The sequence below is a fragment of the Pseudomonas sp. MWU318 genome (genome assembly GCF_016756945.1).
Lineage (GTDB): Bacteria > Pseudomonadota > Gammaproteobacteria > Pseudomonadales > Pseudomonadaceae > Aquipseudomonas > Aquipseudomonas putida_A.
In genome coordinates this window covers 579228-602996 of record NZ_JAESJL010000003.1, presented here as the reverse complement: position 1 = coordinate 602996, position 23769 = coordinate 579228, and the positions used below count along the sequence as shown (strand labels likewise).

Sequence of the window (23769 nt, the reverse complement as noted above, 5' to 3'; positions counted from 1 at the left end):
GATGACCATGAAAAATCTTGTTATCGCCATCTTGGCGCTGCTCGGCAGCACGGCTGTACACGCCGCCGACGTTGATCAGGCGTTGATCAAACAAGGCGAATACCTCGCCCGCGCGGGTGACTGCGTGGCCTGCCACACCGCCAAGGGCGGCAAACCGTTCGCCGGCGGCCTGCCGATGGAAACGCCGATCGGCACGATCTACTCAACCAACATCACCCCGGACAAAAACGGCATCGGTGATTACAGCTTCGAGGATTTCGACAAAGCGGTGCGCCACGGCGTCGCCAAAAACGGTAGTACGTTGTACCCGGCGATGCCGTATCCGTCCTACGCCCGTGTCAGCGAAACCGACATGCAGGCGCTGTACGCCTACTTCATGCACGGCGTCGAACCAGTGGCGCAGGAGAACAAGGCCAGCGACATTCCATGGCCGCTGAGCATGCGCTGGCCGTTGATGGGCTGGCGCTGGCTGTTTGCGCCGAAGGTCGAGGACTACAAGGCCACCTCGGATGATCCGGTGATCGATCGTGGCGCCTATCTGGTCGAAGGCCTCGGCCATTGCGGCGCCTGCCATACGCCACGGGCGCTGACCATGCAGGAAAAATCCCTGAGCGCGGCGGACGGCAACAACTTCCTCGCCGGCAGTGCGCCGCTGGAAGGCTGGATCGCGAAAAGTCTGCGCGGTGATCACAAGGATGGCCTGGGCAGCTGGAGCGAAGAGCAGCTGGTGCAATTCCTCAAGACCGGTCGCAGCGACCGCAGTGCAGTGTTCGGCGGCATGAGCGATGTGGTCACCCACAGCATGCAATACATGACCGACGCCGACCTGACCGCGATCGCCCGCTACCTCAAGTCGCTGCCCGCAACTGATCCGAACGATCAGCCGCACCAGTACGATGAGAAAGCGGCCAAAGCCCTGTGGAACGGCGACGACAGCCAGCGTGGCGCAGCGGTGTACATCGACAACTGCGCGGCCTGCCACCGTACCGACGGCCATGGCTACACCCGGGTGTTCCCAGCGCTGGCGGGCAATCCGGTGCTGCAATCGGAAGACCCTACCTCGCTGATTCACATCGTGCTCAAGGGCGGCACCCTGCCGGCGACACACACTGCACCGTCGACCTTCACCATGCCGGGATTCGCCTGGCGGTTGTCGGATCAGGAAGTGGCGGATGTGGTGAGTTTCATCCGTGGCAGTTGGGGCAACAAAGGGGCGCCGGTGAAAGCCGCTGACGTCGCCGAGTTGCGTAAGGAGGATATGAAGCACACCTCCGGCGATGACCTCGGTCAGGTCACGCAACACAACTGACCAGTCGCCCGACGGCACTAGCCAGATGAGCAACGCCCCGATACTGTATATGCACACAGTATCGGGGCGTTTTCATGTCTACTCCATTGCCACCACGGGGTCGCGGCACCGCGACCAACCCGCACAACCGCTTTGCGCCGAACCGTTCGGTGGCCGAGGACGACGGCTGGTATCAGGAAGTGCCCGAAACGCAGAACACCGAGGTGATGATCGAAACCGCGAAAACCATCATTACCCGCAACACCTCGCCGGACCTGCCCTTCGACCGCTCGATCAATCCCTATCGCGGTTGCGAGCACGGCTGCATCTATTGCTATGCGCGACCGAGCCACGCCTATTGGGACATGTCGCCGGGGCTGGATTTCGAAACTCGGCTGATCGCCAAGACCAACGCCGCCCAGGTGCTTGAGGAACAGTTGAGCAAACGCGGTTACCAATGCGCGCCGATCAATCTTGGCTCCAACACCGATCCGTATCAGCCCATCGAGCGCGAGCACAGGATCACCCGGCAGACTCTTGAAGTGCTGCTGCGCTACCGGCACCCGGTAACCATTGTCACCAAAGGTTCGCTGATTCTGCGCGACCTCGACCTGCTCACCGAGCTGGCGCAGCAACGGCTGGTGGCGGTGATGATCAGCCTGACCACGCTGGACGATGAACTCAAACGCATCCTCGAACCCCGTGCCGCTGCACCGAAAGCACGGCTGCGGGCGATCCGGGTGATGCGCGAAGCAGGCATTCCGGTGGGGGTGCTGTGTTCGCCGATGATCCCTATGATCAACGACAGCGAAATCGAAAGCCTGCTGACCGAGGCACATGCCGCCGGTGCACAAAGTGCCGCCTATATGATGCTGCGCCTGCCGCTGGAAGTGGCGCCGTTGTTCGAGGAGTGGTTACAGGCGCACTATCCGCAGCGTGCGGCCCATGTCCTGAGCCTGATCCGCCAGAGCCGAGGCGGTGAGCTCTACGACAGCCGGTTCGGTGCGCGGATGCGCGGCGAGGGGCCGTTCGCCGACCTGCTCGCGCAACGTTTCGCCAAAGCCATTAAACGTCTCGGTTTAAACCACCGTGAGGGCTATAACCTGGACTGCACGGCCTTCTGTCCGCCGGGTCGCCAGATGTCGTTGATTTAGCGACAATTGCCTATGGTTGCCGGGTTGGAGTCCTTCCGTCGAAATACCTCAGTCACGTTTTTTGTGACCTGGAACACACGTTCTAGAGCGCTTGATTCAGTTTGAGTTAAGTTTCGGCGGCTACCTTGTTCATCGAGTGACTGACGGGTCGGGATGGCCCGGATGTTTTAAACAGCCACTGGCTTCATACCGGAATACACGGGAACGACTCCCCGAATCCGCCAAAGAGGATGAATCATGAGTGACAAGGATAAACAGCCGTTGGCTGCGTCGGCGCAAGCCGTCCCTGGGGCGGAATCCGCCGATGCAGCGCTGCGCACGATCGTTGACGGCTTTTTGCATTTTCATCATGAGGTCTTCCCGCAGCAGGAAGAACTCTTCAAGAAACTCGCCACGGCGCAATCGCCGCGGGCGATGTTCATCACCTGCGCCGACTCGCGCATCGTGCCCGAGCTGATCACCCAGAGTTCGCCAGGCGATCTGTTCGTGACCCGTAACGTCGGCAACGTTGTACCGCCTTACGGCCAGATGAACGGTGGCGTTTCCACTGCCATCGAATACGCGGTACTGGCGCTGGGCGTGCAACACATCATCATCTGCGGCCACTCCGATTGCGGTGCCATGCGCGCAGTGCTCAATCCGGACAGCCTGGAAAAAATGCCGACGGTCAAAGCCTGGTTGCGCCACGCCGAAGTGGCAAAAACCATGGTGCACGAAAACTGTAACTGCACCGACGAAAAAGAAAGCATGCCGATCCTCACCGAGGAGAACGTCATCGCCCAACTGCAGCACTTGCGTACCCATCCTTCGGTAGCCTCACGCATGGCGAACGGTCAACTGTTCATCCATGGCTGGGTCTACAACATCGAAACCAGCGAAATCAAGGCTTACGACGCGGATCAGGGACGCTTCCTGCCGCTCGACGGCAGCCATCCGATTCCGGTGGCGACGCCCAAAGCGCGCTTCTAAATCCTCCTAAAAATCTGTGTGGTTTGATGCCGGCCGCTGTTTCAGCGGTTCGGCGAAGCCATGCCTGAAGAAAACTTCGGGAGAGTCACCATGCGTGCTGCTCAATTGAAAGCGGTGTTGCCACGGGAGCTGCTGGCTTCGGTGGTTGTGTTTCTGGTCGCGCTGCCGCTGTGCATGGGTATCGCGATTGCTTCCGGGTTGCCACCGGCCAAAGGCCTGATCACCGGGATCATCGGTGGTCTGGTGGTCGGTTGGCTGGCGGGTTCACCGTTGCAGGTCAGCGGGCCGGCGGCAGGTCTGGCGGTGTTGGTGTTCGAGTTGGTGCGCCAGCACGGGATCGAGATGCTCGGGCCGATTCTGCTGCTCGCCGGGTTCCTGCAACTGGTGGCCGGGCGCCTGAAGCTCGGGTGCTGGTTTCGGGTCACGGCGCCAGCGGTGGTCTACGGCATGCTCGCCGGGATCGGCGTGTTGATCGTGCTCTCACAAATCCATGTGATGCTCGATGCCAAACCGCAACCGTCCGGGCTGGATAACCTCACGGCCTTCCCCGGCGCAGTGGCGCAAGCCTTGCCGTCGTTCGGCTGGCAGGCCGGCTTGCTCGGCTTAGCGACCATTGCGGTGATGTGGCTGTGGGAGAAATTTCGCCCGCATTCGCTGCGCTTCATTCCCGGTGCGCTGCTCGGCGTCGGTCTGGCCACGGGCGCCAGCCTGCTGTTGGCGTTGCAGGTTAAACGGGTCGAGGTGCCGGAGAATCTGGCCGAGGCCATCGACTGGCTGAAACCGGCGGACTTGCTCAGCCTCACTGATCCAACCCTGCTGATTGCGGCTTTTGCCGTGGCGTTCATCGCCAGCGCCGAAACGCTGTTGTCCGCTGCTGCGGTGGATCGCATGCACAACGGCGTGCGCTCGGATTTCGACCGTGAGCTGTCGGCGCAAGGTGTCGGCAACATGCTCTGCGGTCTGGTCGGTGCGCTGCCGATGACCGGGGTGATCGTGCGCAGTTCGGCCAACGTCCAGGCCGGCGCGACCACCCGTTATTCGACGATCTTCCATGGTCTGTGGCTGTTGGCGTTCGTGTTGTTGCTGTCGAGCGTGTTGCAAAGCATTCCGGTGGCGAGTCTGGCGGGGGTGCTGGTGTATACCGGGTTCAAACTGGTGGACTTGAAAGCCTTTCGCGGCCTGGGCCGTTACGGACGGATGCCGATGTTCACCTACGCCGCCACGGCACTGGCGATCATCTTCACCGACCTGCTGACCGGTGTGCTGATCGGTTTCGGTCTGACGATGTTGAAACTGGCGTTCAAGGCATCGCGCCTGAAGATCAGCCTGATCGACCTGCCGCAGGACGGCGAGATGGAATTGCGTCTGGTGGGCGCGGCGACCTTTCTCAAGGTACCGGCGCTGACCCAGGTGCTGGGCAGCATTCCGCAGGGCACGACGGTGCATGTGCCGCTCAATAACCTGAGCTACATCGACCATTCGTGTCTGGAGTTACTGGAGGAGTGGGGCCGGGCGAATGCGGCGAAGGGGTCGAAGCTGTTGATCGAGTCGCGTGGGTTGAAGCGACGGTTGGAGGGGCGGGTTCGCACAACAACAGGCATCGGCGCTGCCGGTTAAATCTGCGGGTTGAACTCAACCCCTGTAGGAGCTGCCGCAGGCTGCGATCTTTTGCTCTTGATTGTTAAAAACAACATCAAAAGATCGCAGCCTGCGGCAGCTCCTACATTGGATTGTGTGTAACTCAGGCAGCGGGCTGGTCGAGCTCCAGGCCCACGCCGAGGCGACGGCCCATGCACGGCCAGCGCTTCCACGCCGCTCCGGTGTCCGGACTGCTGAGTTTGTCACGGTAGGCCTCTACCGATTCCAGCGCAAAACTCTCGTCGTCGAGCATCTTGTCGATGGCGTGATGCACCACTTCGTCCAGTTGATTGGCAAATTCCTCACCGAGCAATTGGTGAGCAATCAGATTGGCGACCGTCATGTCCAAGGGGATCAGTGGCTGGCCGAGGTGCTTGATGTACAGGTCGTTGACCTCTTCGACAAAGCGGTGCGCCAGATAGGCTTCATCCAGCAGGCTGTCCAGACCGACCGGCGGCTGGAGGAAGTACTGCTCGGCGATTTTCAGCACCGGTTTGATCTGCGACTCGATTCCCGCTTCCCTGGCAACTTCATTGGCTGCGTCCAGCATGTCTGGTACTTCATCGATATAGGCGGTGACGAAACTGGTCAACGCTTCTTCGCGGTTGGCGTCTGGCAACTGGATGGCGGAATGCAGATGAGGCAGTTTGGCTTCCAGCTGACGCTTGAGCCGTCCGGTTTCGTTTTCGGTTTGTCGGGCTTTTTGGATCTGCTCGCGCAATGCGGCGGTGTTCATGAAAACTCCAGGAAACAAGGCAATGAAATAGGGAAGACATAACTTAGCTGGCTTACGAAAAATGCTAAGACGCATTTGTCATAATTATTTCATCCTTGATACACCTGCGTTATATCAGTTTGCCGCCACTCGTCTGCATCCTTCTCCATTCGCACCCTTGAGCGCAAGCCCCGGCTGTTTCAGATCATTTACGCGTCGACATTGCAATTCCCGATGGCTGTCTATACTCGCCATTGAATGGAGTTAGCTGATGACGCCCGACTGCCCACGCAGCAAGGCCCGGCGATTCAAGTTCGTAGTCTGATGCAGCCGCTCCCTTGCCGAAGGCGTTGCGCCTACGGGATAACAAGAACGATAAGGGGAACCCGCAATGATGCGACATCCACACGTCTGGATGGGCCTCCTGTTGTGGTCGATTTTCAGCCCGGCTCAAGCGGCCTGGACTGTGAATATGGCGCCTGGAGCGACTGAAATCAGTCACGCAGTATTCGACCTGCACATGACCATTTTCTGGATCTGTGTGGTGATCGGGATCATCGTCTTCGGCGCCATGTTCTGGTCGATGATCGTGCATCGTCGCTCGACCGGGCAGGTCGCCGCAAAATTCCACGAAAGTACCACCGTCGAGATTCTCTGGACTGTCGTGCCGCTGCTGATCCTGGTGGCGATGGCGGTCCCGGCGACCGCTACCCTGATCCGCATGTACGACACCAGTGAGCCGGATATCGATATCCAGATCACCGGATATCAGTGGAAGTGGCACTACAAATACCTCGGTCAGGATGTCGAGTTCTTCAGCAACCTGGCCACCCCCGCCGAACAGATCCACAACAAGGAAGCCAAGGGCGAGCACTACCTGCTCGAAGTCGACAAGCCGCTGGTGCTGCCGGTCGGCGCCAAGGTGCGCTTCCTCGTGACCTCCGCCGACGTTATCCACTCGTGGTGGGTGCCGGCCTTCGCGGTCAAGCGCGATGCGATCCCGGGATTCGTCAACGAAGCCTGGACCCGCATCGACAAGCCCGGCCTCTACCGTGGCCAGTGCGCCGAACTGTGCGGCAAGGATCACGGCTTCATGCCGATCGTGGTCGACGTCAAGGAGAAGGCCGACTACGACAAGTGGCTTGCCGACCGCAAAGCCGAAGCCGCGCAGCTCAAGGAGCTGACCAGCAAGGAATGGACGCTGGACGAGCTTAAAGAGCGCGGCGACAAGATCTATCACACCACCTGCGTGGCCTGTCACCAGGCTGAAGGTCAGGGCCTGCCGCCGATGTTCCCGGCGCTCAAGGGCTCACCGATTGCCACCGGGCCCAAAGCCGACCACCTGCACCGCGTGTACTTCGGCAAACCCGGCACCGCCATGGCAGCGTTCGGCAAGCAGTTGTCGGAAGTCGATATTGCAGCGGTCGTGACCTACGAACGTAACGCCTGGGGCAACAACAAGGGCGACATGGTCACGCCAAAAGAAGTGCTTGAGCTCAAACAGGCGGAAAGCAAATGAGCCGGTCTATCGCGTACTTCGTGAATCGGTCGGGGCAATGCGCCCCGGCCCGCCCCGTCCACTCACGTAAAGGAGACCGGCCATGAGCGCTGTAATCGATGACCACGGTCATGCCGACCACGCCCACGGCCCCGCCAAAGGCCTGATGCGTTGGGTGCTGACCACCAACCACAAGGACATCGGCACTCTGTATCTGTGGTTCGCGTTCTGCATGTTCCTGCTCGGCGGCACGTTCGCCATGGTGATCCGCGCCGAGCTGTTCCAGCCCGGGCTGCAGATCGTCGAACCGGCGTTCTTCAACCAGATGACCACCATGCACGGCCTGGTGATGGTCTTCGGCGCGGTGATGCCGGCGTTCGTCGGCCTCGCCAACTGGATGATCCCGTTGATGATCGGCGCGCCGGACATGGCCCTGCCACGGATGAACAACTTCAGCTTCTGGCTGCTGCCGGCGGCGTTCCTGCTGCTGGTCTCGACCCTGTTCACCGCCGGTGGCGGGCCGAACTTCGGCTGGACGTTCTACGCCCCGCTGTCCACCACCTACGCGCCGGAAAGCGTCACCTACTTCATTTTCGCTATCCACTTGATGGGGATCAGTTCGATCATGGGCGCGATCAACGTGATCGCCACCATCCTCAACCTGCGCGCCCCCGGCATGACCCTGATGAAAATGCCGCTGTTCGTCTGGACCTGGCTGATCACCGCGTTCCTGCTGATCGCGGTGATGCCGGTTCTGGCCGGATGCGTGACGATGATGCTGATGGACATCCACTTCGGCACCAGCTTCTTCAGTGCCGCCGGTGGCGGTGACCCGGTGTTGTTCCAGCATGTGTTCTGGTTCTTCGGACACCCCGAGGTGTACATCATGATCCTGCCGGCCTTCGGCGCCGTCAGCCAGATCATCCCGACCTTCTCGCGCAAGCCGCTGTTCGGCTACACCTCGATGGTCTATGCGACGGCGAGCATCGCGTTCCTGTCGTTCATCGTCTGGGCGCACCACATGTTCGTGGTCGGCATCCCACTGGTGGGCGAGTTGTTCTTCATGTATGCGACCATGCTCATCGCCGTGCCGACCGGGGTGAAGGTGTTCAACTGGGCCAGCACCATGTGGCAAGGCTCGCTGACCTTCGAGACGCCGATGCTGTTCGCCGTAGCGTTTGTGATCCTGTTTTCCATCGGCGGTTTTTCCGGGCTGATGCTGGCCATCGCCCCGGCGGACTTCCAGTACCAGGACACCTACTTCGTGGTCGCGCACTTTCACTACGTGCTGGTGCCGGGGGCGATCTTCGGGATCTTCGCTTCGGCCTATTACTGGCTGCCGAAGTGGACCGGGCACATGTACGACGAAACCCTCGGCAAGCTGCACTTCTGGCTGTCGTTCGTCGGCATGAACCTGACCTTCTTCCCGATGCACTTCGTGGGATTGGCGGGGATGCCGCGACGGATTCCGGACTATAACCTGCAGTTCGCCGACTTCAACATGGTTTCCTCGATCGGCGCGTTCATGTTCGGTGCCACGCAGATCTTCTTCCTGTTCATCGTGATCAAGACCATTCGCGGCGGCCCGCCAGCCCCGGCCAAACCGTGGGACGGCGCCGAAGGTCTGGAGTGGAGCGTGCCGTCACCGGCGCCGTATCACACCTTTACTACGCCGCCGGAAGTGAAATGAAACGCCTTGCCTTTGTGGGAGGGGGCTTGCTCCCGAATGCGTCAGATCATTCCACTCATGTGTTGAATGATGAACTGCATTCGCGAGCAAGCCCGCTCCCACAGGGGATCTCGGCTGAGGCTGAAAATCATGGCTGACTCGATCTCGCTGAAAAAACTGGTCACCCGCCTGCTCGGCGTGGTGGTGGCGATGTTTGTCTTCGGCTTTGCTCTGGTGCCGATCTACGACGTGATGTGCAAGGCCTTCGGCATCAATGGCAAAACCGCCGGGCAGTACGAGGGTGAGCAGGTGGTGGATAACTCGCGGCAAGTGCGCGTGCAGTTTCTGTCGATGAACAACGCCGACATGCCGTGGGAGTTCTACCCCAAGGGTGAGGAACTGGTGACCCATCCTGGCGGCGTAAACGAGATGATCTTCGTCGCCCGCAACCCCACCGACAAACCGATGAGCGCCCAGGCCGTGCCGAGTATCGCACCCAGCGAAGCGGCGGCGTATTTCCACAAGACCGAATGCTTTTGCTTTACCCAGCAGGTGCTGCAGCCCGGTCAGCAGATCGAGATGCCGATGCGTTTCATCATTGACCGCGACATGCCCAAGGACGTGAAGCACCTGACGCTTTCCTACACGCTGTTCGATATCACCGCCCGTCATCCTCCGGTGGCTGCAAACACTGGCGGTTAAGCGTGCCCGATAAGGAGAACAATAAATGGCAACTCATGAGCACTATTACGTCCCGGCCCAGAGTAAATGGCCGATCATCGCCACCTTCGGCATGGTCATCACCGTGTACGGCCTGGCGACCTGGTTCAACGATCTGAAGGCAGCGCGCCCGGAATCCCACGGCCCGTACATCTTCTTCGTCGGCGGGCTGTTGCTGGCGTACATGCTGTTCGGCTGGTTCGGGGCGGTGATCAAGGAAAGTCGTGCCGGGCTGTACAGCCCGCAGCTCGACCGCTCGTTCCGCTGGGGCATGAGTTGGTTCATCTTCTCCGAGGTGATGTTCTTCGTCGCTTTCTTCGGTGCGCTGTTCTACGTGCGGCACATTTCCGGGCCGGCGCTGGGTGGCGAAGGCCCGAAAGGCATCGCGCACATGCTGTGGCCGAACTTCCAGTTCACCTGGCCGCTGCTGCACACCCCGGACCCGAAACTGTTCCCGCCGCCCAAGGAAGTCATCAGTCCGTGGGGCCTGCCGCTGATCAACACGATCCTGCTGGTCAGCTCCAGCGTGACCATCACCATCGCCCACCACGCCTTGAAAAAAGGCCATCGCGGTGCGCTGAAAATCTGGCTGGCGATCACCGTGCTGCTGGGCTGCGGCTTCCTCGCCTTGCAGGCCGAGGAGTACATGCACGCCTATCACGAACTGGGCCTGACCCTGGGTTCGGGCATCTACGGCGCGACGTTCTTCATGCTCACCGGTTTCCACGGTGCCCACGTGACCATCGGCACGATCATTCTGTTCGTGATGCTGATGCGCATCATGAAGGGGCATTTCGATGCCGAGCATCAGTTCGGTTTCGAGGCGGCGAGCTGGTATTGGCACTTCGTCGATGTGGTGTGGATCGGTTTGTTCGTCTTCGTTTACGTGCTCTGAGCACTGATTACCAAGGCGCGTGCGACACCAGTTGGCCGCTGTAGAAGCCCCAGGCGATCAAGCCGACGGTGGCAGCGGCCAGTGCCACCCGAACACTCAAGGCGATCACCAGGCGATTGGAGCTGCTGTCGTCCTTGACCAGGAAAAACAGGCCGCTGAACAGGCTGATCACCGTGGCAATCAGCAGCAGGACGATGGCTGCTTTGAGCATGGGAAGACTCCGGGGGACAGGCGATGCAGTTGAGTATAGCGATCGCGACGACTGACTTTGTGGCGCGGCCATGAAGCGCTTCCGCCCGGGCGTGATACCGACCGTGGTGGTGGTGGCGTTGCTGCTGCCGCTGCTGGTGTCGCTGGGTTTCTGGCAACTGGGCCGGGGCGCGGAAAAAACCGCCCTGCTCGCCACTTACGCCGAGCGCCGCGCCGCCGAGCCGATGGCCAGCAGCGAATTGCTGCACAGCGCCGACCCGGCCTTTCGCCGTGTGCATCTGTACGGCCAGTTCGATAGCGCCCACAGCCTGCTGCTGGACAACCGTCAGCGCAACGGCAAGGTCGGCATCGAACTGCTGCAGCCGTTTCAGGATCGGGCCACCGGCCAGTGGCTGCTGGTCAATCGCGGCTGGCTGCCATGGCCGGATCGCCGGGTGACGCCGCAATTCGCAACCCCCACCGACGCGGTCAACCTGGATGCCTGGGTCTACGTCGCCCCCGGCGCGACCTTCCAGTTGCACGCCGACCCGGCCAGCAGCACCTGGCCGCAAACGATCACCGCCGTCGAGCCGGCGAAGCTGTGGAAAACCCTCGAACGCGACGGCTTCGCCTACGAACTTCGTGCCGAACCCGGCCCCGCCAGCTATGAGGCCGACTGGCCGGTCGTCGCCATGGGCCCGGAAAAACACCTTGGATACGCCGTGCAGTGGTTCGCCATGGCCACCGCCCTGCTCGGCCTCTACGTCTATTTGGGCTTGCACAACGCAAAGGAGAAAACCCATGGGAACGGCCATGAATCCACCCAGCATGTCTGAGGCAAAAACACCGGCCACCCGCCGTCGCGGGCGGATCCAGCTGTTGCTGATTGTGCTCGGCGTAGTCGGCCCGATGATTCTCGCCACCGGCATGTACAAATTGCAGTTCTGGGTGCCGGAAGGCCGCAGCTATCACGGCGAACTGATCGGCAACGGCCAGACCCGCGCCGACCTCGGCATCCAGGCCGACGAAACGCGCTGGCAGATGCTGGTCACCGCACCGAAGGACTGCGCAGTGGACTGTCAGCAACTGGTGTACCTCGCCCGGCAGATTCAGATCGGTCTCGGTCGCGATGCCGGGCGCGCCAGCCACGCCCTCGCCGCTGCACAGCCGCTGAGCGCCGACTACGAAGCCAAGCTGAGCCGCGAATACCCGCAGCTGCAACGCTACCCGCTGGACAGCGCAGCGTTGAGCAAGGCCACCGGCGACAAGGCCACGCCGCAGCTGTGGATCATCGACCCCCACGGCAACCTGGTGCTGCGCTACGAGCCGAGTGTGAAGGGCAAGGATCTGCTCAACGACCTGCGCCACCTGCTGAAACTGTCGAACATCGGATAAGGGCATCGTCATGGCCAAACCTGGATTTCGCCTCGCGCTGTTTGCCACTCTGCTGGCACTGCTCGTCGTGCTGCTCGGCGCCTACACCCGCCTGACCCATGCCGGCCTCGGCTGTCCGGACTGGCCGGGCTGCTACGGGTTCATCAGCGTGCCGAAAAGCGAAGCCCAACTGGCCCATGCCGAACTGCATTACCCCGACTCGCCGGTGGTGGCGCACAAGGGCTGGAACGAGATGATCCACCGCTACTTCGCCGGCACTCTCGGCCTGCTGATTGCGATTCTCGCCGGGCGTGCCTGGGTCAATCGTGGTCATCCGGGCCAGCCGCTGAAACTGCCACTGTTTCTGCTGGCGGTGGTGTTCGCCCAAGCGGCGTTCGGCATGTGGACGGTGACGCTCAAGCTCTGGCCGCAAGTGGTCACCGGGCATTTGCTCGGCGGTTTTGCGACCTTGAGTCTGTTGTTTTTGCTGACGTTGCGATTGTCCGGGGTGCTGCCGGCACTGACCGTCCCCAAGCGTTTGCAGTATTGGGCGACGGCGGGGCTGTTGCTGGTGATCGGCCAGATCGCACTGGGTGGTTGGGTCAGTTCCAACTACGCGGCGGTGGCCTGCATCGACTTCCCGACCTGCCACGGTCAATGGCTGCCACCGGCGGACTTCGCCAACGGCTTTCACCTGACCCAGCACATCGGCCCCAATTATCTCGGCGGCCAACTCGACAGCGATGCACGCACAGCGATTCACCTGACCCACCGCATCGGCGCGCTGCTGGTGACGATCGTCCTGCTCGGTCTGGCCTGGCAACTCAGGGCTGTCGGCATGACGCGTTTGGCCGGGCTAGTCGTCATTGCCCTCGGCGCACAGATCACCCTCGGCATCAGCAACGTGCTGTTTCATCTGCCGCTGCCGGTGGCCGTGGCGCACAACGCCGGTGGCGCCGCACTGCTGCTGAGCATGGTGCTGGTCAATTACCACGCGCGCACCAGTCTGGTTCGGGTCAAACAGCCGATGTTGGCGCGCTGGCGTTTGAGCCCACGTAAACATTCGGCTGCGCCCATCACGATAAAAGGAGAAACGCCATGGCGCTTCTGATCGGCGAACGTCCCGCGCAAGCGCTATGGCGTGACTATCTGGAGCTGACCAAGCCGAAAGTGGTGGTGCTGATGCTGATCACCTCGCTGGTCGGCATGTTCCTCGCGACCCGCGCCGGGGTGCCGTGGACGGTGCTGGTGTTTGGCAATCTGGGGATTGCGTTGTGTGCCGGTGGCGCGGCGGCGGTCAATCATGTGGTGGACCGGCGCATCGATGCGGTGATGGCGCGCACGCACAAACGGCCATTGGCCGAGGGCCGGGTTTCACCGGCAGCGGCGCTGACCTTTGCGCTGGTGCTGGCCCTGCTCGGGCAGGCGATGCTGCTGACTTTCACCAATGCGCTGACCGCGTGGCTGACCCTCGCTTCGCTGCTCGGCTACGCGGTGATCTACACCGGTTTCCTCAAGCGTGCAACGCCTCAGAACATCGTCATCGGTGGCCTGGCCGGCGCCGCCCCACCGCTGCTCGGCTGGACCGCCGCCACCGGTCACGTCAGCGCCGAACCGTTGCTGCTGGTGCTGATCATCTTCGCCTGGACCCCGCCGCACTTTTGGGCGCTGGCGATTCATCGCAAGGAGGAATACGCCAAGGCCGACATCCCGATGCTGCCGGTGACCCACGGCGAGCACTACACCAAGGTGCACATTCTGCTCTACACCTTCGCCCTGCTCGCGGTGAGTCTGCTGCCGTATGTGATCCACATGAGCGGCGTGCTCTACCTGATCTGCGCCCTCGCGCTGGGCGCAAGGTTTCTGCAATGGGCCGTGGTGCTGTACCGTGGCACTCGGCCGCACGCGGCGATCAACACCTTCAAGTACTCTATTTATTACTTGTTCCTGTTGTTCATCGCCCTGCTCGTAGACCATTACTTACTGTTGAACCTATGACTCGAACCCAGAAAACCGTTTTCATCCTCGTCGCCGTGATCGCGCTGATCCTGGGACTGACCGTCAACAAAGTCCTGAGTGGCAAGGGCCAGGGCGACCCCACCGCGCTGATCGACGCCGGCATCATCCTGCTGCCGCAGAGCCGCACGTTGCCGGGCGTGACCATGACCAATCAGGATGGCCAACCGGTCGCCATCGACGAGTTGAAAGGCAAGTGGAGTCTGCTGTTCTTCGGCTACACCTTCTGCCCGGACATCTGCCCGACCACCCTCGCCCAACTGCGCCAGATCAAGAGCGAGTTGCCCAAAGACGCGGTGGATAAATTGCAGATCGTACTGGTCAGCGTCGACCCGAACCGCGACAACCCGCAGCAATTGAAGCAGTACCTGGGCTACTTCGATCCACAGTTCGTGGGCCTGACGCCAAAGTCGATCGAAGAGCTGCAGAAGGTGGCGAATGCCGTGAGCATCCCGTTCATTCCAGCCGATACCAGCAAACCGAACTACACCGTCGACCACAGTGGCAACCTCGCCGTGATCGGCCCGGACGGCACGCAACGCGGCTTCATCCGAGCGCCGCTGAACAACGCCAAACTTGTCGCGCAGCTGCCGGTCATGCTCAACCGCAAGTAATCAGGGCGAGACATTCCTGTGTAGGAGCTGCCGAAGGCTGCGATCTTTTGCTCTTGATCTTCAACAGCAAGATCAAAAGATCGCAGCCTCGTTTCACTCGACAGCTCCTACAGGGGAATTTGCCCCATAAAAAAGGCGATCCCGAGGGATCGCCTTTTTTATTGCGCCTGTCTCGTCCTGAATCAGAACGCCGGCAATACGGCGCCTTTGTACTTCTCGGTGATGAATTTCTTCACTTCCGGGCTGTGCAGCGCAGCCGCCAGTTTCTGCATCGCGTCGCTGTCCTTGTTGTCCGCACGGGACACCAGGATGTTCACGTACGGCGAGTCGTTGCCTTCGATCACCAGCGCATCCTTGGACGGATCGAGCTTGGCTTCCAGCGCGTAGTTGGTGTTGATCAGCGCCAGATCGACCTGGGTCAGCACGCGCGGGATGGTCGCGGCTTCCAGTTCACGGATTTTCAGGTCTTTCGGGTTCTGCGCGATGTCTTTCGGGGTCGACAGAATGTTGGTCGGATCCTTCAGGGTAATCAGGCCAGCCTTGGCCAGCAGCAACAGCGCACGGCCGCCGTTGGTGGCGTCGTTCGGAATCACCACGTTGGCGCCGCTTGGCAGGTCCTTCAGATCCTTGATCTTGTTCGAGTAGGCGCCCAGTGGCTCCAGATGCACGCCGTTCACCGCCACCAGGCTGGTGCCCTTGGCCTTGTTGAACTCATCGAGGTACGGCTGGTGCTGGAAGAAGTTGGCGTCCAGGCGCTTTTCAGCCACCTGCACGTTCGGCTGAATGTAGTCGGTGAAGACCTTGACCTTCAGATCCACGCCTTCTTTGGCCAGGGCCGGCTTCACGAATTCGAGGATTTCCGCGTGCGGCACCGGGGTGGCGGCGACAGTCAGGGTTTCAGCGTGGGCCGAAAAAGCGGCTACGGCAGCGAAAGCAGCGATCAGTTTTTTCATTCAGCTAACTCCTTATGAGGCGCCCGTCTGGCGCCTGCCAGCGAATGGCCGGCTCATTTCTTGATTACAAAAACCGGTTATTTGCGCGAGAAATGCACGACCAGTCGGTCGCCCACCATTTGCAGCACTTGTACCAGAATCAGCAGCAATACCACGGTGACGATCATCACGTCAGTCTGGAAACGCTGGTAGCCGAAACGGATCGCCAGGTCACCCAGACCACCGGCGCCGACCACACCGGCCATCGCCGTGTAGGACACCAGGGTAATCGCGGTCACCGTAATCGCTGCGAAGATGCCCGGACGGGCTTCCGGCAGCAAGGCGTTCATGATGATCTGCCGGGTGGTCGCGCCCATCGACTGGGTGGCTTCGATGATGCCGCGATCGACTTCACGCAGCGCGGTTTCCACCAGACGCGCGAAGAACGGCGTCGCACCCACCACCAACGGCGGAATCGCACCGGCCACGCCCAGCGAAGTGCCGGTGATCAGCACGGTGAACGGAATCATCACGATCAGCAGAATGATGAACGGCAGCGAACGCAGGATGTTCACCGCCAACGACATGAAGGCGTAGAGGCCACGGTTTTCCAGCAACTGACGCGGACTGCAGAGAAACAGCAGCACGCCCAGCGGCAGGCCGAGCAATACGGTGAACAGCAGCGAACCACCGAGCATCAGCATGGTGTCGCCAGTGGCCAGCCAGATTTCCAGCCAATCGATGTTTTCGAAGAAAGCCTTGAGCATTTCCATTAACGCAGCACCTCCATATGAACGTCAGCGGCGGTGAAGCGGGCGAAGGCCGCTTCCATGTCGCCACCGGTGACGGCGAGGGTCAATTGCCCGTAAGGAATGTCTTTGATGCGGTCGATGCGGCCGGCGAGGATGCTGTAGTCGACCCCGGTTTCCCGGGCCACGGTACCGAGCAACGGCGCGTAGGTCGCTTCGCCCTGGAAGGTCAGACGCACGATGCGACCCGGCACGTGAGCGAAGTCATCGCGCTGTTCGCTTTCGTCGATCTGCTCGCTTTCCTGAACGAAACGCTTGGTGGTCGGGTGCTGCGGATGCAGGAACACATCGGCCACCGAACCTTGCTCGACGATCACCCCGGCGTCCATCACCGCGACCTGATCGCAAACGCGACGGATCACGTCCATCTCGTGGGTGATCAGGACGATGGTCAGCTTCAGTTCACGATTGATCTCGGCCAGCAGTTGCAGAACCGACGCGGTGGTCTGCGGGTCGAGGGCGCTGGTGGCCTCGTCGCACAGCAGAATCTTCGGCTTGGTCGCCAGGGCGCGGGCGATGCCGACGCGCTGTTTCTGGCCGCCGGACAATTGTGCCGGGTACTTCTTGGCGTGATCGGACAGACCGACCCGTGCCAGCAACTCAGCGACACGCTGATTGATCTCGCTGCTCGACAGCTCGCCCGCCAGGGTCAGGGGCAGCGCGACGTTGTCGGCCACGGTCTTGGAGGCGAGCAGGTTGAAGTGCTGGAAGATCATCCCGACTTGCTGACGGAAGCGGCGCAGGCCGTTGGCGTCCAGCGCGGTGACTTCTTCGCCGTCGACGATGATCTTGCCGCCGCTGGAGTCTTCCAGGCGATTGATCAGACGCAGCAGGGTACTTTTTCCCGCACCGGAATGGCCAATCAGGCCGAAGACCTGACCGTTTTCAATCGAAAGACTGGTCGGGTGCAGGGCGGGGATGTCCTTACCGGCGACGCGGTAAGTTTTGTGGACGTTTTGAAACTCGATCACGTAGCGAACCTTGTGGGGCGCGTTAGAAAAGGATCAGCGGTTAGCCGGGCGCGCATTTTAGCCTGTCCGTATAGAGGTTCTTAGCATTTATTTCGCAATTAACCTTCGATTTGGCAATAACAAGATCAAAGGTCATAAAAAAGGAACGCCCATTCCTGCTCATTGGTCACTAGTTAAGCGACTTGAAACCCTGGGTAACCGTGCCCGGAAACGCTCAAGAGTCCCCGTTGAAACGGGGTCAACCGAGGAGTTTACGTCTGATGAGCAGCAAGAAACCTACGACCGACAAAAGCCAACTGGCCGGAACCGATACCAAGGATCGCGCCAACACCAACGCCAAACTCGACAGTCTGGAGAAGTTTCGCTCCGACGCGACCGGCCAGGCCCTGCGCACCAATCAGGGAGTGAAGGTCGCCGATAACCAGAACACCCTCAAGGCCGGCCCGCGCGGGCCGTCGTTGCTGGAAGACTTCATCATGCGTGAAAAGATCACGCACTTTGACCACGAACGCATTCCGGAGCGCATCGTCCATGCGCGCGGTACTGGCGCGCATGGTTTCTTTCAGGCCTACGAGAACCATTCGACACTGACCAAGGCCGGCTTCCTGCAGGATCCGGGGAAAAAGACCCCGGTGTTCGTGCGTTTTTCCACGGTGCAGGGGCCGCGCGGTTCCGGCGATACCGTGCGTGACGTGCGCGGTTTTGCCGTGAAGTTCTTCACCGACGAAGGCAACTTCGATCTGGTCGGCAACAACATGCCGGTGTTCTTCATCCAGGACGCGATCAAGTTTCCCGACTTCGTCCACGCGGTGAAACCCGAGCCACACAATGAGATCCCTACCGGCGGCTCGGCCCACGACACCTTCTGGGACTTCGTCTCGCTGGTGCCGGAGTCGGCGCACATGGTGATCTGGGCGATGTCCGACCGGGCAATCCCGAAAAGCCTGCGCAGCATGCAGGGCTTTGGCGTGCACACCTTCCGCCTGGTCAACGCCGAGGGCAAATCACGCTTCGTCAAATTCCACTGGCGCCCGACTGCCGGCACCTGTTCGTTGGTGTGGGACGAGGCGCAGAAGCTCGCCGGTAAAGACACCGATTACCACCGTCGCGATCTCTGGGAAGCCATCGAGATGGGCGACTACCCGGAATGGGAGTTGGGTGTGCAGATCATCGAGGAGGAAAACGAACACGACTTCGATTTCGACATCCTCGACCCGACCAAGCTGATCCCCGAAGAAATCGTGCCGATCACCCCGCTGGGCAAGATGACCCTCAACCGTAACCCGGACAACTTCTTCGCCGAGACCGAGCAGGTCGCATTCTGCCCCGGCCACATCGTGCCCGGCATCGACTTCTCCAATGACCCGCTGCTGCAAGGTCGGCTGTTTTCCTACACCGACACGCAAATCAGCCGACTGGGTGGGCCGAACTTTCATGAGCTGCCGATCAACCGCCCGGTGGCACCGTTCCACAACGGCCAGCGCGACGCGCAGCACCGCACAGTAATCGACAAGGGGCGCGCGTCCTACGAGCCGAACTCGATCGACGGCGGCTGGCCGAAAGAAACTCCGCCAGCCGCGCAGGACGGCGGCTTCGAGAGTTACCCGGAACGCATCGATGCGAACAAGATCCGTCAGCGCAGCGAGTCGTTCAGCGACCACTTCTCGCAAGCGCGGCTGTTCTTCAACAGCATGAGTGAGCACGAGAAGGAGCACATCATTGCCGCCTACAGCTTCGAGCTGGGTAAGGTCGAACGCGAGTTTATCCGTGCACGGCAGGTGAATGAGATTCTCGCCAACATCGACCTGGAATTGGCCAAGCGCGTGGCGGCCAACCTCGGGTTGCCGGCGCCGAGCAAAGGCACGGTCGAGGTGCGCAAGACTTCGTTCGATCATTCACCAGCGCTGAGTCAGGCGAATCTGCTGCCAGAGGACATCAAAACCCGCAAAGTGGCGATTCTTGCCGCTAACGGCGTCGATGGTGCAGCGATCGATGCGATGAAAAAGGCCTTGGAAGCAGAAGGTGCGCACGCCAAGCTGCTCGGCCCGACTTCGGCACCGGTGAAGACTGCCGACGGCAAAGCCCTGCCGGTGGACGCATCCATGGAAGGTATGCCTTCAGTGATCTTCGATGCGGTGTTCGTGCCGGGTGGTGCGGCGTCGATCAAGGCGTTGAGTGGCGACGGCGTGGCGCTGCATTACCTGCTGGAAGCCTACAAGCACCTCAAGGCGATTGCGCTGCACGGCGAGGCCAAGCAGTTGCAGGATCTGCTGAAGCTGGAAGCAGATGCGGGACTGCTGCAGGGCAAGGATGTGCCGGGGTTGACCAAGCCGTTCTTCGCGGCGATCGGGCAGCATCGGGTCTGGGCGCGGGAGCCTAAGGCCAAGGCCATTCCAGCTTAAGTTCTTGGCTGGCTGAGAGGACGCTTTCGCGAGCAGGCTCGCTCCCACAGGGTTCACGCTTTACCTGTGGGAGCGGGCTTGCTCGCGAAGCTTTTAAGGTTTACGCGGGCTCAAGACCATCTGCGCCGGCACCGTGCGCAGAATCTGCTTCTCGATGCGCAACTCGAAATCCGGATTCAGTTTCTTCACCCGCTTGCTCAGCAGAGTCGCCAGCCAAGGGTAATCCTGGGTGCGCGGCGCCTGAATGCTCACGGCACACTCATAATTCACCACATCGGCGGCGATCGCGTCGAGTTGCCGGCGAAGCTTGCGGCTATCGTTAATGTTCAGCGCCACCGTGGTGCTTTCGGCAGTCGGATCGATGAGCTTGGCTTTCGGCTTGGCTTCGGCCGCCAGCAGCGCCGCTTCGGCTTTCTCCAGCTCGGCTTTGCGCGCTTCGGTGATGGCACCATTGACGCCACCGGTCAGCGCCGGGGCTTTCGGCATCAGGGCACGGGCACGGCTCAGCGCAGTGGCTGCGGCGTTCACATCACCCTTTTGCAATACGATCTGGCTGCGGCGCAGGTAGGCCTCAGCCAACTGGCGCTGGTATTGCTCCAGGGACTGATCGTTGGGGGTTTGTGCCTGCAAGGCGGCCAGTTGGTCTTCGGCGGTGGCCAGTTCGCTGCTGGCCAGGCTTTGCTCCAGCTGTGCGATGGCCGTGGCCCGCGCGTCGGGGGCTTCGGCCACCGGCGGCGTGCTTTGGCAGGCGCCCAGCAGCACGGAAAATGCGACAAGGAGCAGATAACGGGAGGCGAACGGCTTCATTCCTGCGACTCTCTAATTGCGCAAAAAGCGAGCAAGTCTACACCCCTCGACGGGGCAGAACAAAACTCAGCAGAAACAGTGCGGCCGCCGTCACAACGATCGACGGCCCCGCCGGGGTGTCCTTGAACCATGACAACGCCAGCCCGCCACACACGGCGAGCATGCCCAGCAGGCTCGCGCCCACGGCCATCTGCTCCGGCGAGCGGGCGTGACGTTGTGCCGCAGCCGCCGGAATGATCAGCAGCGAAGTAATCAGCAACACACCGACGATTTTCATCGCCACCGCGATCACCACCGCAATCAACAGCATCAGCGCCATGCGCAGGCCCGCCACCGGCAGGCCTTCGACCTTGGCCAATTCCTCATGCACGGTGATCGCCAGCAGCGGCCGCCACAGCGTCACCAGCAACACCAGCACCGCCGCGCTGCCGCCGAGGATCCACGCCAGATCGGTCGGGCTGATCGCCAGCAGGTCGCCGAACAGATAGGCCATCAGGTCGATCCGCACTTCATGCATGAAGCTTAGTACCACCAGCCCGAGAGAGAGCGTGCTCGGTGCGAGAATTCCCAACAGCGTGTCGGAGGCCAGCGGCTGACGCTGTTGCAAGGTCACCAGCAGCACCGCCAGCAACAGGCAGCCGACGGTCACCGCGACCGTTGGACTGACATCCAGCAGAAAGCCCAGGGCCACGCCAAGCAGCGCGGCGTGGGACAGGGTGTCGCCGAAATAGGCCATGCGCCGCCAGACCACGAACGAACCCAACGGCCCGGCAACCAGCGCCAGCGCCAGACCTGCAAGCAGGGCATACAACAGAAAATCAGCCATGCTTGCAGTGGTCTCCGTGAACGTGGGTGTGGCCCGCAGCGGGCGCCTTGACCACCGAACCGTGCAGGTCGTGGGCGTGGTCGTGATGGTGGTGATAGATCGCCAGGCTCGGTGCGTTCTTGCCGAACAGCTCGACGAACGCCGGATCGCCGCTGACCTGCTCCGGATGCCCGGAACAGCAGACGTGTCGGTTGAGGCAGACCACCTGATCGGTGGTGCTCATCACCAGATGCAAATCGTGCGAGACCATCAGCACCCCGCAACCATGCCGGTCGCGCAGGCGGGTGATCAGGCTGTACAGCTCGGCCTGGCCGGCGACATCCACGCCCTGCACCGGCTCGTCGAGCACCAACAATTCCGGCTCGCGCAACAGCGCCCGGGCCAGCAGCACGCGCTGCATTTCGCCGCCGGAAACGGTCTGCACCGGGCTGTCGATAACGTGCTCGGCGCCGACTTCCTTCAGCGCAGCCAGCGCACGCGGGCGATCAACACCCGGCACCAGACGAAGGAAGCGCAGCACCGACAGCGGCAAGGTCGGGTCGACGTGAAGTTTTTGCGGCATGTAGCCGACGCGCAGTTTCGGCTTGCGCCAGACACTGCCGCTGTCAGGCTTCAGCAGGCCAAGCACGGCGCGCACCAGTGTGGTCTTGCCGGCGCCGTTGGGGCCGATCAGGGTGACGATCTGCCCCGGTTCGACACTCAGCTCGATGTTGTCCAGCACGGTCTGCCCGGCAAACGTGACGGCAACCTGCTCAAGACGGATCAACGGGTTGCTCATCAAGCCCCCTGGCAACCGGAGCACAGGCCGACCACTTCGACGGTCTGCGCTTCGACGATGAAACCGACATCCCTAGCGCTATTGATGATCGCGTCGCTGATAGCTTTCTGTTCCAGCTCAATGGCGGCGTGGCAGTCGCGGCAGATCAGGAACTGGCCCTGATGCGCATGTTCCGGATGCACGCAACCGACAAAGGCGTTGAGCGAAGAAATGCGGTGCACCAGGCCATTTTCCAGGAGGAAATCCAGCGCGCGGTACACGGTCGGCGGCGCGGCGCGGCGGCCGTCCTGCTCGCTGAGCACCGCCAGAATGTCGTAGGCGCCCAGCGGCTTGTGGCTCTGCCACACCAGCTCCAGCACCCGCCGGCGCAACGCAGTCAGGCGCAGGCCTTTCTGGGCGCACAAGGTATCGGCCTCGGTCAGTGCGCTGTGCACGCAATGAGAGTGGTCGTGGGGACGGCTGGCAATCGGTGTAATAGGCATGGGCGGCGACGCGTTTTGATAGAGACGTTATTATGTTACCCGTTCTCGCCTCCTTGAGTGGTCATCGTGTCCCGACTTTTTTCTGTTTTTGTGGCGTTTATCGCCAGTTTTCTGCTGATCGGTTCGGCTCAGGCCGAGGTCAGGGTTCTCACCAGCATCAAACCGCTGCAGTTGATTGCCGCGGCGGTGCAGGACGGGATCGCCATTCCGGAAGTGCTGCTGCCACCGGGTGCCTCGCCGCACAATTACGCCCTGCGCCCGTCCGACGTACGGAAGGTGCAATCGGTGGATCTGCTGTACTGGATCGGCCCGGACATGGAAGGTTTCCTGCCGCGCGTGCTGAACGGTCGTACGCTGCCGAGCGTCGCCGTGCAGGACCTGCCGGGCATGAAGTTGCGCCGCTTTGCCGAAGACAGCCACTCCCACGCCGAAGACGCCGACGAGCACGATCACGATCATCGCCCGGGCACGCTGGACGCGCATTTGTGGCTATCGCCGGTGAACGCGCGGGTTATTGCCGACAAAATGGCCGCCGACCTCAGCATTGCCGACCCAGTCAACGCTGAGCGCTATCAGAGCAACGCCAAGGCCTTCGACGAACGTCTTGATGCGCTGGACGCTCGACTTAAAAAACGTCTGGCCAGCGTTGAAGGCAAACCCTACTTCGTGTTCCACGAGGCCTTCGACTACTTCGAGGACGCTTACGGTCTGAAGCACACTGGCGTATTCAGCGTGGCCGCCGAGGTGCAGCCAGGCGCGCAACACGTCGCAGCGATGCGCAAGCGTCTGCAGGAAGTGGGCAAGACCTGTGTGTTCAGCGAACCGCCGCTGCGTCCGCGCCTGGCGGAAACCCTGGTGGCGGGCCTGCCGGTGAAGCTGGCGGAACTGGATGCGCTGGGCGGATATACGCCGGCGACAGCTCAGGGGTATGAGCAGGTGCTGGAGAAGTTGGGCAACGATCTGGCCAGGTGCCTGGAATCGTTGTAACCCCCCAAAGAAAAAGATCCCAGCCTTCGGCCGCTC

General features: G+C 61.3%; 24 protein-coding genes. 15 read left to right on the top strand and 9 right to left on the bottom strand.

The genetic code is table 11. The features are described from left to right. Positions 1–7 precede the first annotated feature (7 nt). The 4 genes from JN524_RS10790 to JN524_RS10775 all read left to right on the top strand — a co-directional run bounded on the left by JN524_RS10790 (position 8) and on the right by JN524_RS10775 (position 5028). Positions 8–1309, top strand: coding sequence for a c-type cytochrome (locus JN524_RS10790; protein WP_202369323.1), 1302 nt, complete (start codon positions 8–10; stop codon positions 1307–1309). A gap of 74 nt (positions 1310–1383) precedes the next feature. After that, a complete protein-coding gene (locus JN524_RS10785) occupies positions 1384–2442 on the top strand; it encodes a PA0069 family radical SAM protein (protein WP_027610216.1) in 1059 nt (352 codons plus the stop codon). 237 nt (positions 2443–2679) lie between these two features. After that, entirely contained in the window at positions 2680–3411 is a 732-nt protein-coding gene (locus tag JN524_RS10780) for a carbonic anhydrase (protein ID WP_098966495.1), read from the top strand. Between the two features lie 90 nt (positions 3412–3501). Continuing rightward, positions 3502–5028: a SulP family inorganic anion transporter gene (locus tag JN524_RS10775; RefSeq protein WP_202369322.1), complete on the top strand. Its 1527-nt coding sequence runs from the start codon at positions 3502–3504 to the stop codon at positions 5026–5028. A gap of 124 nt (positions 5029–5152) precedes the next feature. On the opposite strand, the gene JN524_RS10770 is transcribed toward JN524_RS10775, so the two are convergent. Next, entirely contained in the window at positions 5153–5785 is a 633-nt protein-coding gene (locus tag JN524_RS10770; protein ID WP_202369321.1) for a hypothetical protein, read from the bottom strand. Positions 5786–6155: 370 nt separating this feature from the next. Between JN524_RS10770 and coxB the strand changes: the two genes are divergently transcribed. The 4 genes from coxB (at position 6156) to JN524_RS10750 (ending at position 10546) form a co-directional block, all read left to right on the top strand. Next, the gene (coxB, locus tag JN524_RS10765; protein WP_027610220.1) at positions 6156–7283 is read left to right on the top strand and encodes a cytochrome c oxidase subunit II; all 1128 of its coding nucleotides are present in this window, start codon (positions 6156–6158) and stop codon (positions 7281–7283) included. Between the two features lie 82 nt (positions 7284–7365). After that, positions 7366–8952: a cytochrome c oxidase subunit I gene (ctaD, locus tag JN524_RS10760; protein WP_007962785.1), complete on the top strand. Its 1587-nt coding sequence runs from the start codon at positions 7366–7368 to the stop codon at positions 8950–8952. Between the two features lie 129 nt (positions 8953–9081). After that, complete coding sequence (locus JN524_RS10755) at positions 9082–9633, top strand: cytochrome c oxidase assembly protein (protein ID WP_003220348.1); 552 nt, start codon at positions 9082–9084, stop codon at positions 9631–9633. Positions 9634–9658: 25 nt separating this feature from the next. Beyond that, a complete protein-coding gene (locus JN524_RS10750; protein WP_134785096.1) occupies positions 9659–10546 on the top strand; it encodes a cytochrome c oxidase subunit 3 in 888 nt (295 codons plus the stop codon). 7 nt (positions 10547–10553) lie between these two features. Here JN524_RS10750 and JN524_RS10745 read toward each other — a convergent pair whose 3' ends face one another. After that, positions 10554–10757 carry a twin transmembrane helix small protein gene (locus tag JN524_RS10745; RefSeq protein ID WP_003220344.1) on the bottom strand — a complete coding sequence of 68 codons (204 nt, stop codon included), beginning with the start codon at positions 10755–10757 and terminating at the stop codon, positions 10554–10556. Positions 10758–10827: 70 nt separating this feature from the next. Between JN524_RS10745 and JN524_RS10740 the strand changes: the two genes are divergently transcribed. Genes JN524_RS10740 through JN524_RS10720 form a run of 5 tightly spaced genes read left to right on the top strand, consistent with a single transcriptional unit; the run spans position 10828 to position 14739 of the window. Then, the gene (locus tag JN524_RS10740) at positions 10828–11571 is read left to right on the top strand and encodes an SURF1 family protein (RefSeq protein WP_202369320.1); all 744 of its coding nucleotides are present in this window, start codon (positions 10828–10830) and stop codon (positions 11569–11571) included. Continuing rightward, complete coding sequence (locus tag JN524_RS10735) at positions 11537–12130, top strand: hypothetical protein (protein WP_202369319.1); 594 nt, start codon at positions 11537–11539, stop codon at positions 12128–12130. The genes JN524_RS10740 and JN524_RS10735 overlap by 35 nt, the downstream gene beginning before the upstream one ends. Positions 12131–12140: 10 nt before the next feature. After that, positions 12141–13220 carry a COX15/CtaA family protein gene (locus JN524_RS10730; RefSeq protein ID WP_027610226.1) on the top strand — a complete coding sequence of 360 codons (1080 nt, stop codon included), beginning with the start codon at positions 12141–12143 and terminating at the stop codon, positions 13218–13220. Next, the gene (cyoE, locus tag JN524_RS10725) at positions 13208–14107 is read left to right on the top strand and encodes a heme o synthase (protein WP_003220336.1); all 900 of its coding nucleotides are present in this window, start codon (positions 13208–13210) and stop codon (positions 14105–14107) included. Before JN524_RS10730 ends, cyoE begins: the two co-directional genes overlap by 13 nt. Next, positions 14104–14739 (top strand): SCO family protein, encoded by a 636-nt coding sequence (locus tag JN524_RS10720; protein WP_007962772.1) that lies wholly within the window; start codon positions 14104–14106, stop codon positions 14737–14739. Before cyoE ends, JN524_RS10720 begins: the two co-directional genes overlap by 4 nt. Positions 14740–14921: 182 nt before the next feature. Here the strand turns inward: JN524_RS10720 and JN524_RS10715 are convergent, their stop codons facing one another. The 3 genes from JN524_RS10715 to JN524_RS10705 form a co-directional block, all read right to left on the bottom strand. Next, entirely contained in the window at positions 14922–15692 is a 771-nt protein-coding gene (locus JN524_RS10715; protein ID WP_202369318.1) for a MetQ/NlpA family ABC transporter substrate-binding protein, read from the bottom strand. 77 nt (positions 15693–15769) lie between these two features. Next, positions 15770–16444 (bottom strand): methionine ABC transporter permease, encoded by a 675-nt coding sequence (locus JN524_RS10710; RefSeq protein WP_027610229.1) that lies wholly within the window; start codon positions 16442–16444, stop codon positions 15770–15772. Continuing rightward, on the bottom strand, positions 16444–17451 hold the full coding sequence (locus JN524_RS10705; protein ID WP_027610230.1) for a methionine ABC transporter ATP-binding protein: 1008 nt from the start codon (positions 17449–17451) through the stop codon (positions 16444–16446). Before JN524_RS10705 ends, JN524_RS10710 begins: the two co-directional genes overlap by 1 nt. 260 nt (positions 17452–17711) lie before the next feature. Here JN524_RS10705 and katE point away from each other — a divergent pair, with 260 nt between their 5' ends. Next, positions 17712–19853: a catalase HPII gene (gene katE / locus JN524_RS10700; RefSeq protein WP_098966480.1), complete on the top strand. Its 2142-nt coding sequence runs from the start codon at positions 17712–17714 to the stop codon at positions 19851–19853. A gap of 93 nt (positions 19854–19946) precedes the next feature. Here the strand turns inward: katE and JN524_RS10695 are convergent, their stop codons facing one another. From JN524_RS10695 to JN524_RS10680, 4 genes are read right to left on the bottom strand one after another with little or no spacing between them, the layout of a single operon-like run. Continuing rightward, entirely contained in the window at positions 19947–20660 is a 714-nt protein-coding gene (locus JN524_RS10695) for a PA5502 family lipoprotein (RefSeq protein WP_202369317.1), read from the bottom strand. A gap of 37 nt (positions 20661–20697) precedes the next feature. After that, on the bottom strand, positions 20698–21486 hold the full coding sequence (gene znuB / locus JN524_RS10690) for a zinc ABC transporter permease subunit ZnuB (protein ID WP_008081222.1): 789 nt from the start codon (positions 21484–21486) through the stop codon (positions 20698–20700). Then, positions 21479–22264, bottom strand: a complete 786-nt coding sequence (znuC, locus tag JN524_RS10685) for a zinc ABC transporter ATP-binding protein ZnuC (protein WP_202369316.1) — start codon at positions 22262–22264, stop codon at positions 21479–21481. The genes znuB and znuC overlap by 8 nt, the downstream gene beginning before the upstream one ends. After that, complete coding sequence (locus JN524_RS10680) at positions 22264–22746, bottom strand: Fur family transcriptional regulator (protein ID WP_098966472.1); 483 nt, start codon at positions 22744–22746, stop codon at positions 22264–22266. The genes znuC and JN524_RS10680 overlap by 1 nt, the downstream gene beginning before the upstream one ends. 66 nt (positions 22747–22812) lie before the next feature. Here JN524_RS10680 and JN524_RS10675 point away from each other — a divergent pair, with 66 nt between their 5' ends. After that, the gene (locus JN524_RS10675) at positions 22813–23733 is read left to right on the top strand and encodes a metal ABC transporter solute-binding protein, Zn/Mn family (RefSeq protein WP_202369315.1); all 921 of its coding nucleotides are present in this window, start codon (positions 22813–22815) and stop codon (positions 23731–23733) included. Positions 23734–23769 lie beyond the last annotated feature (36 nt).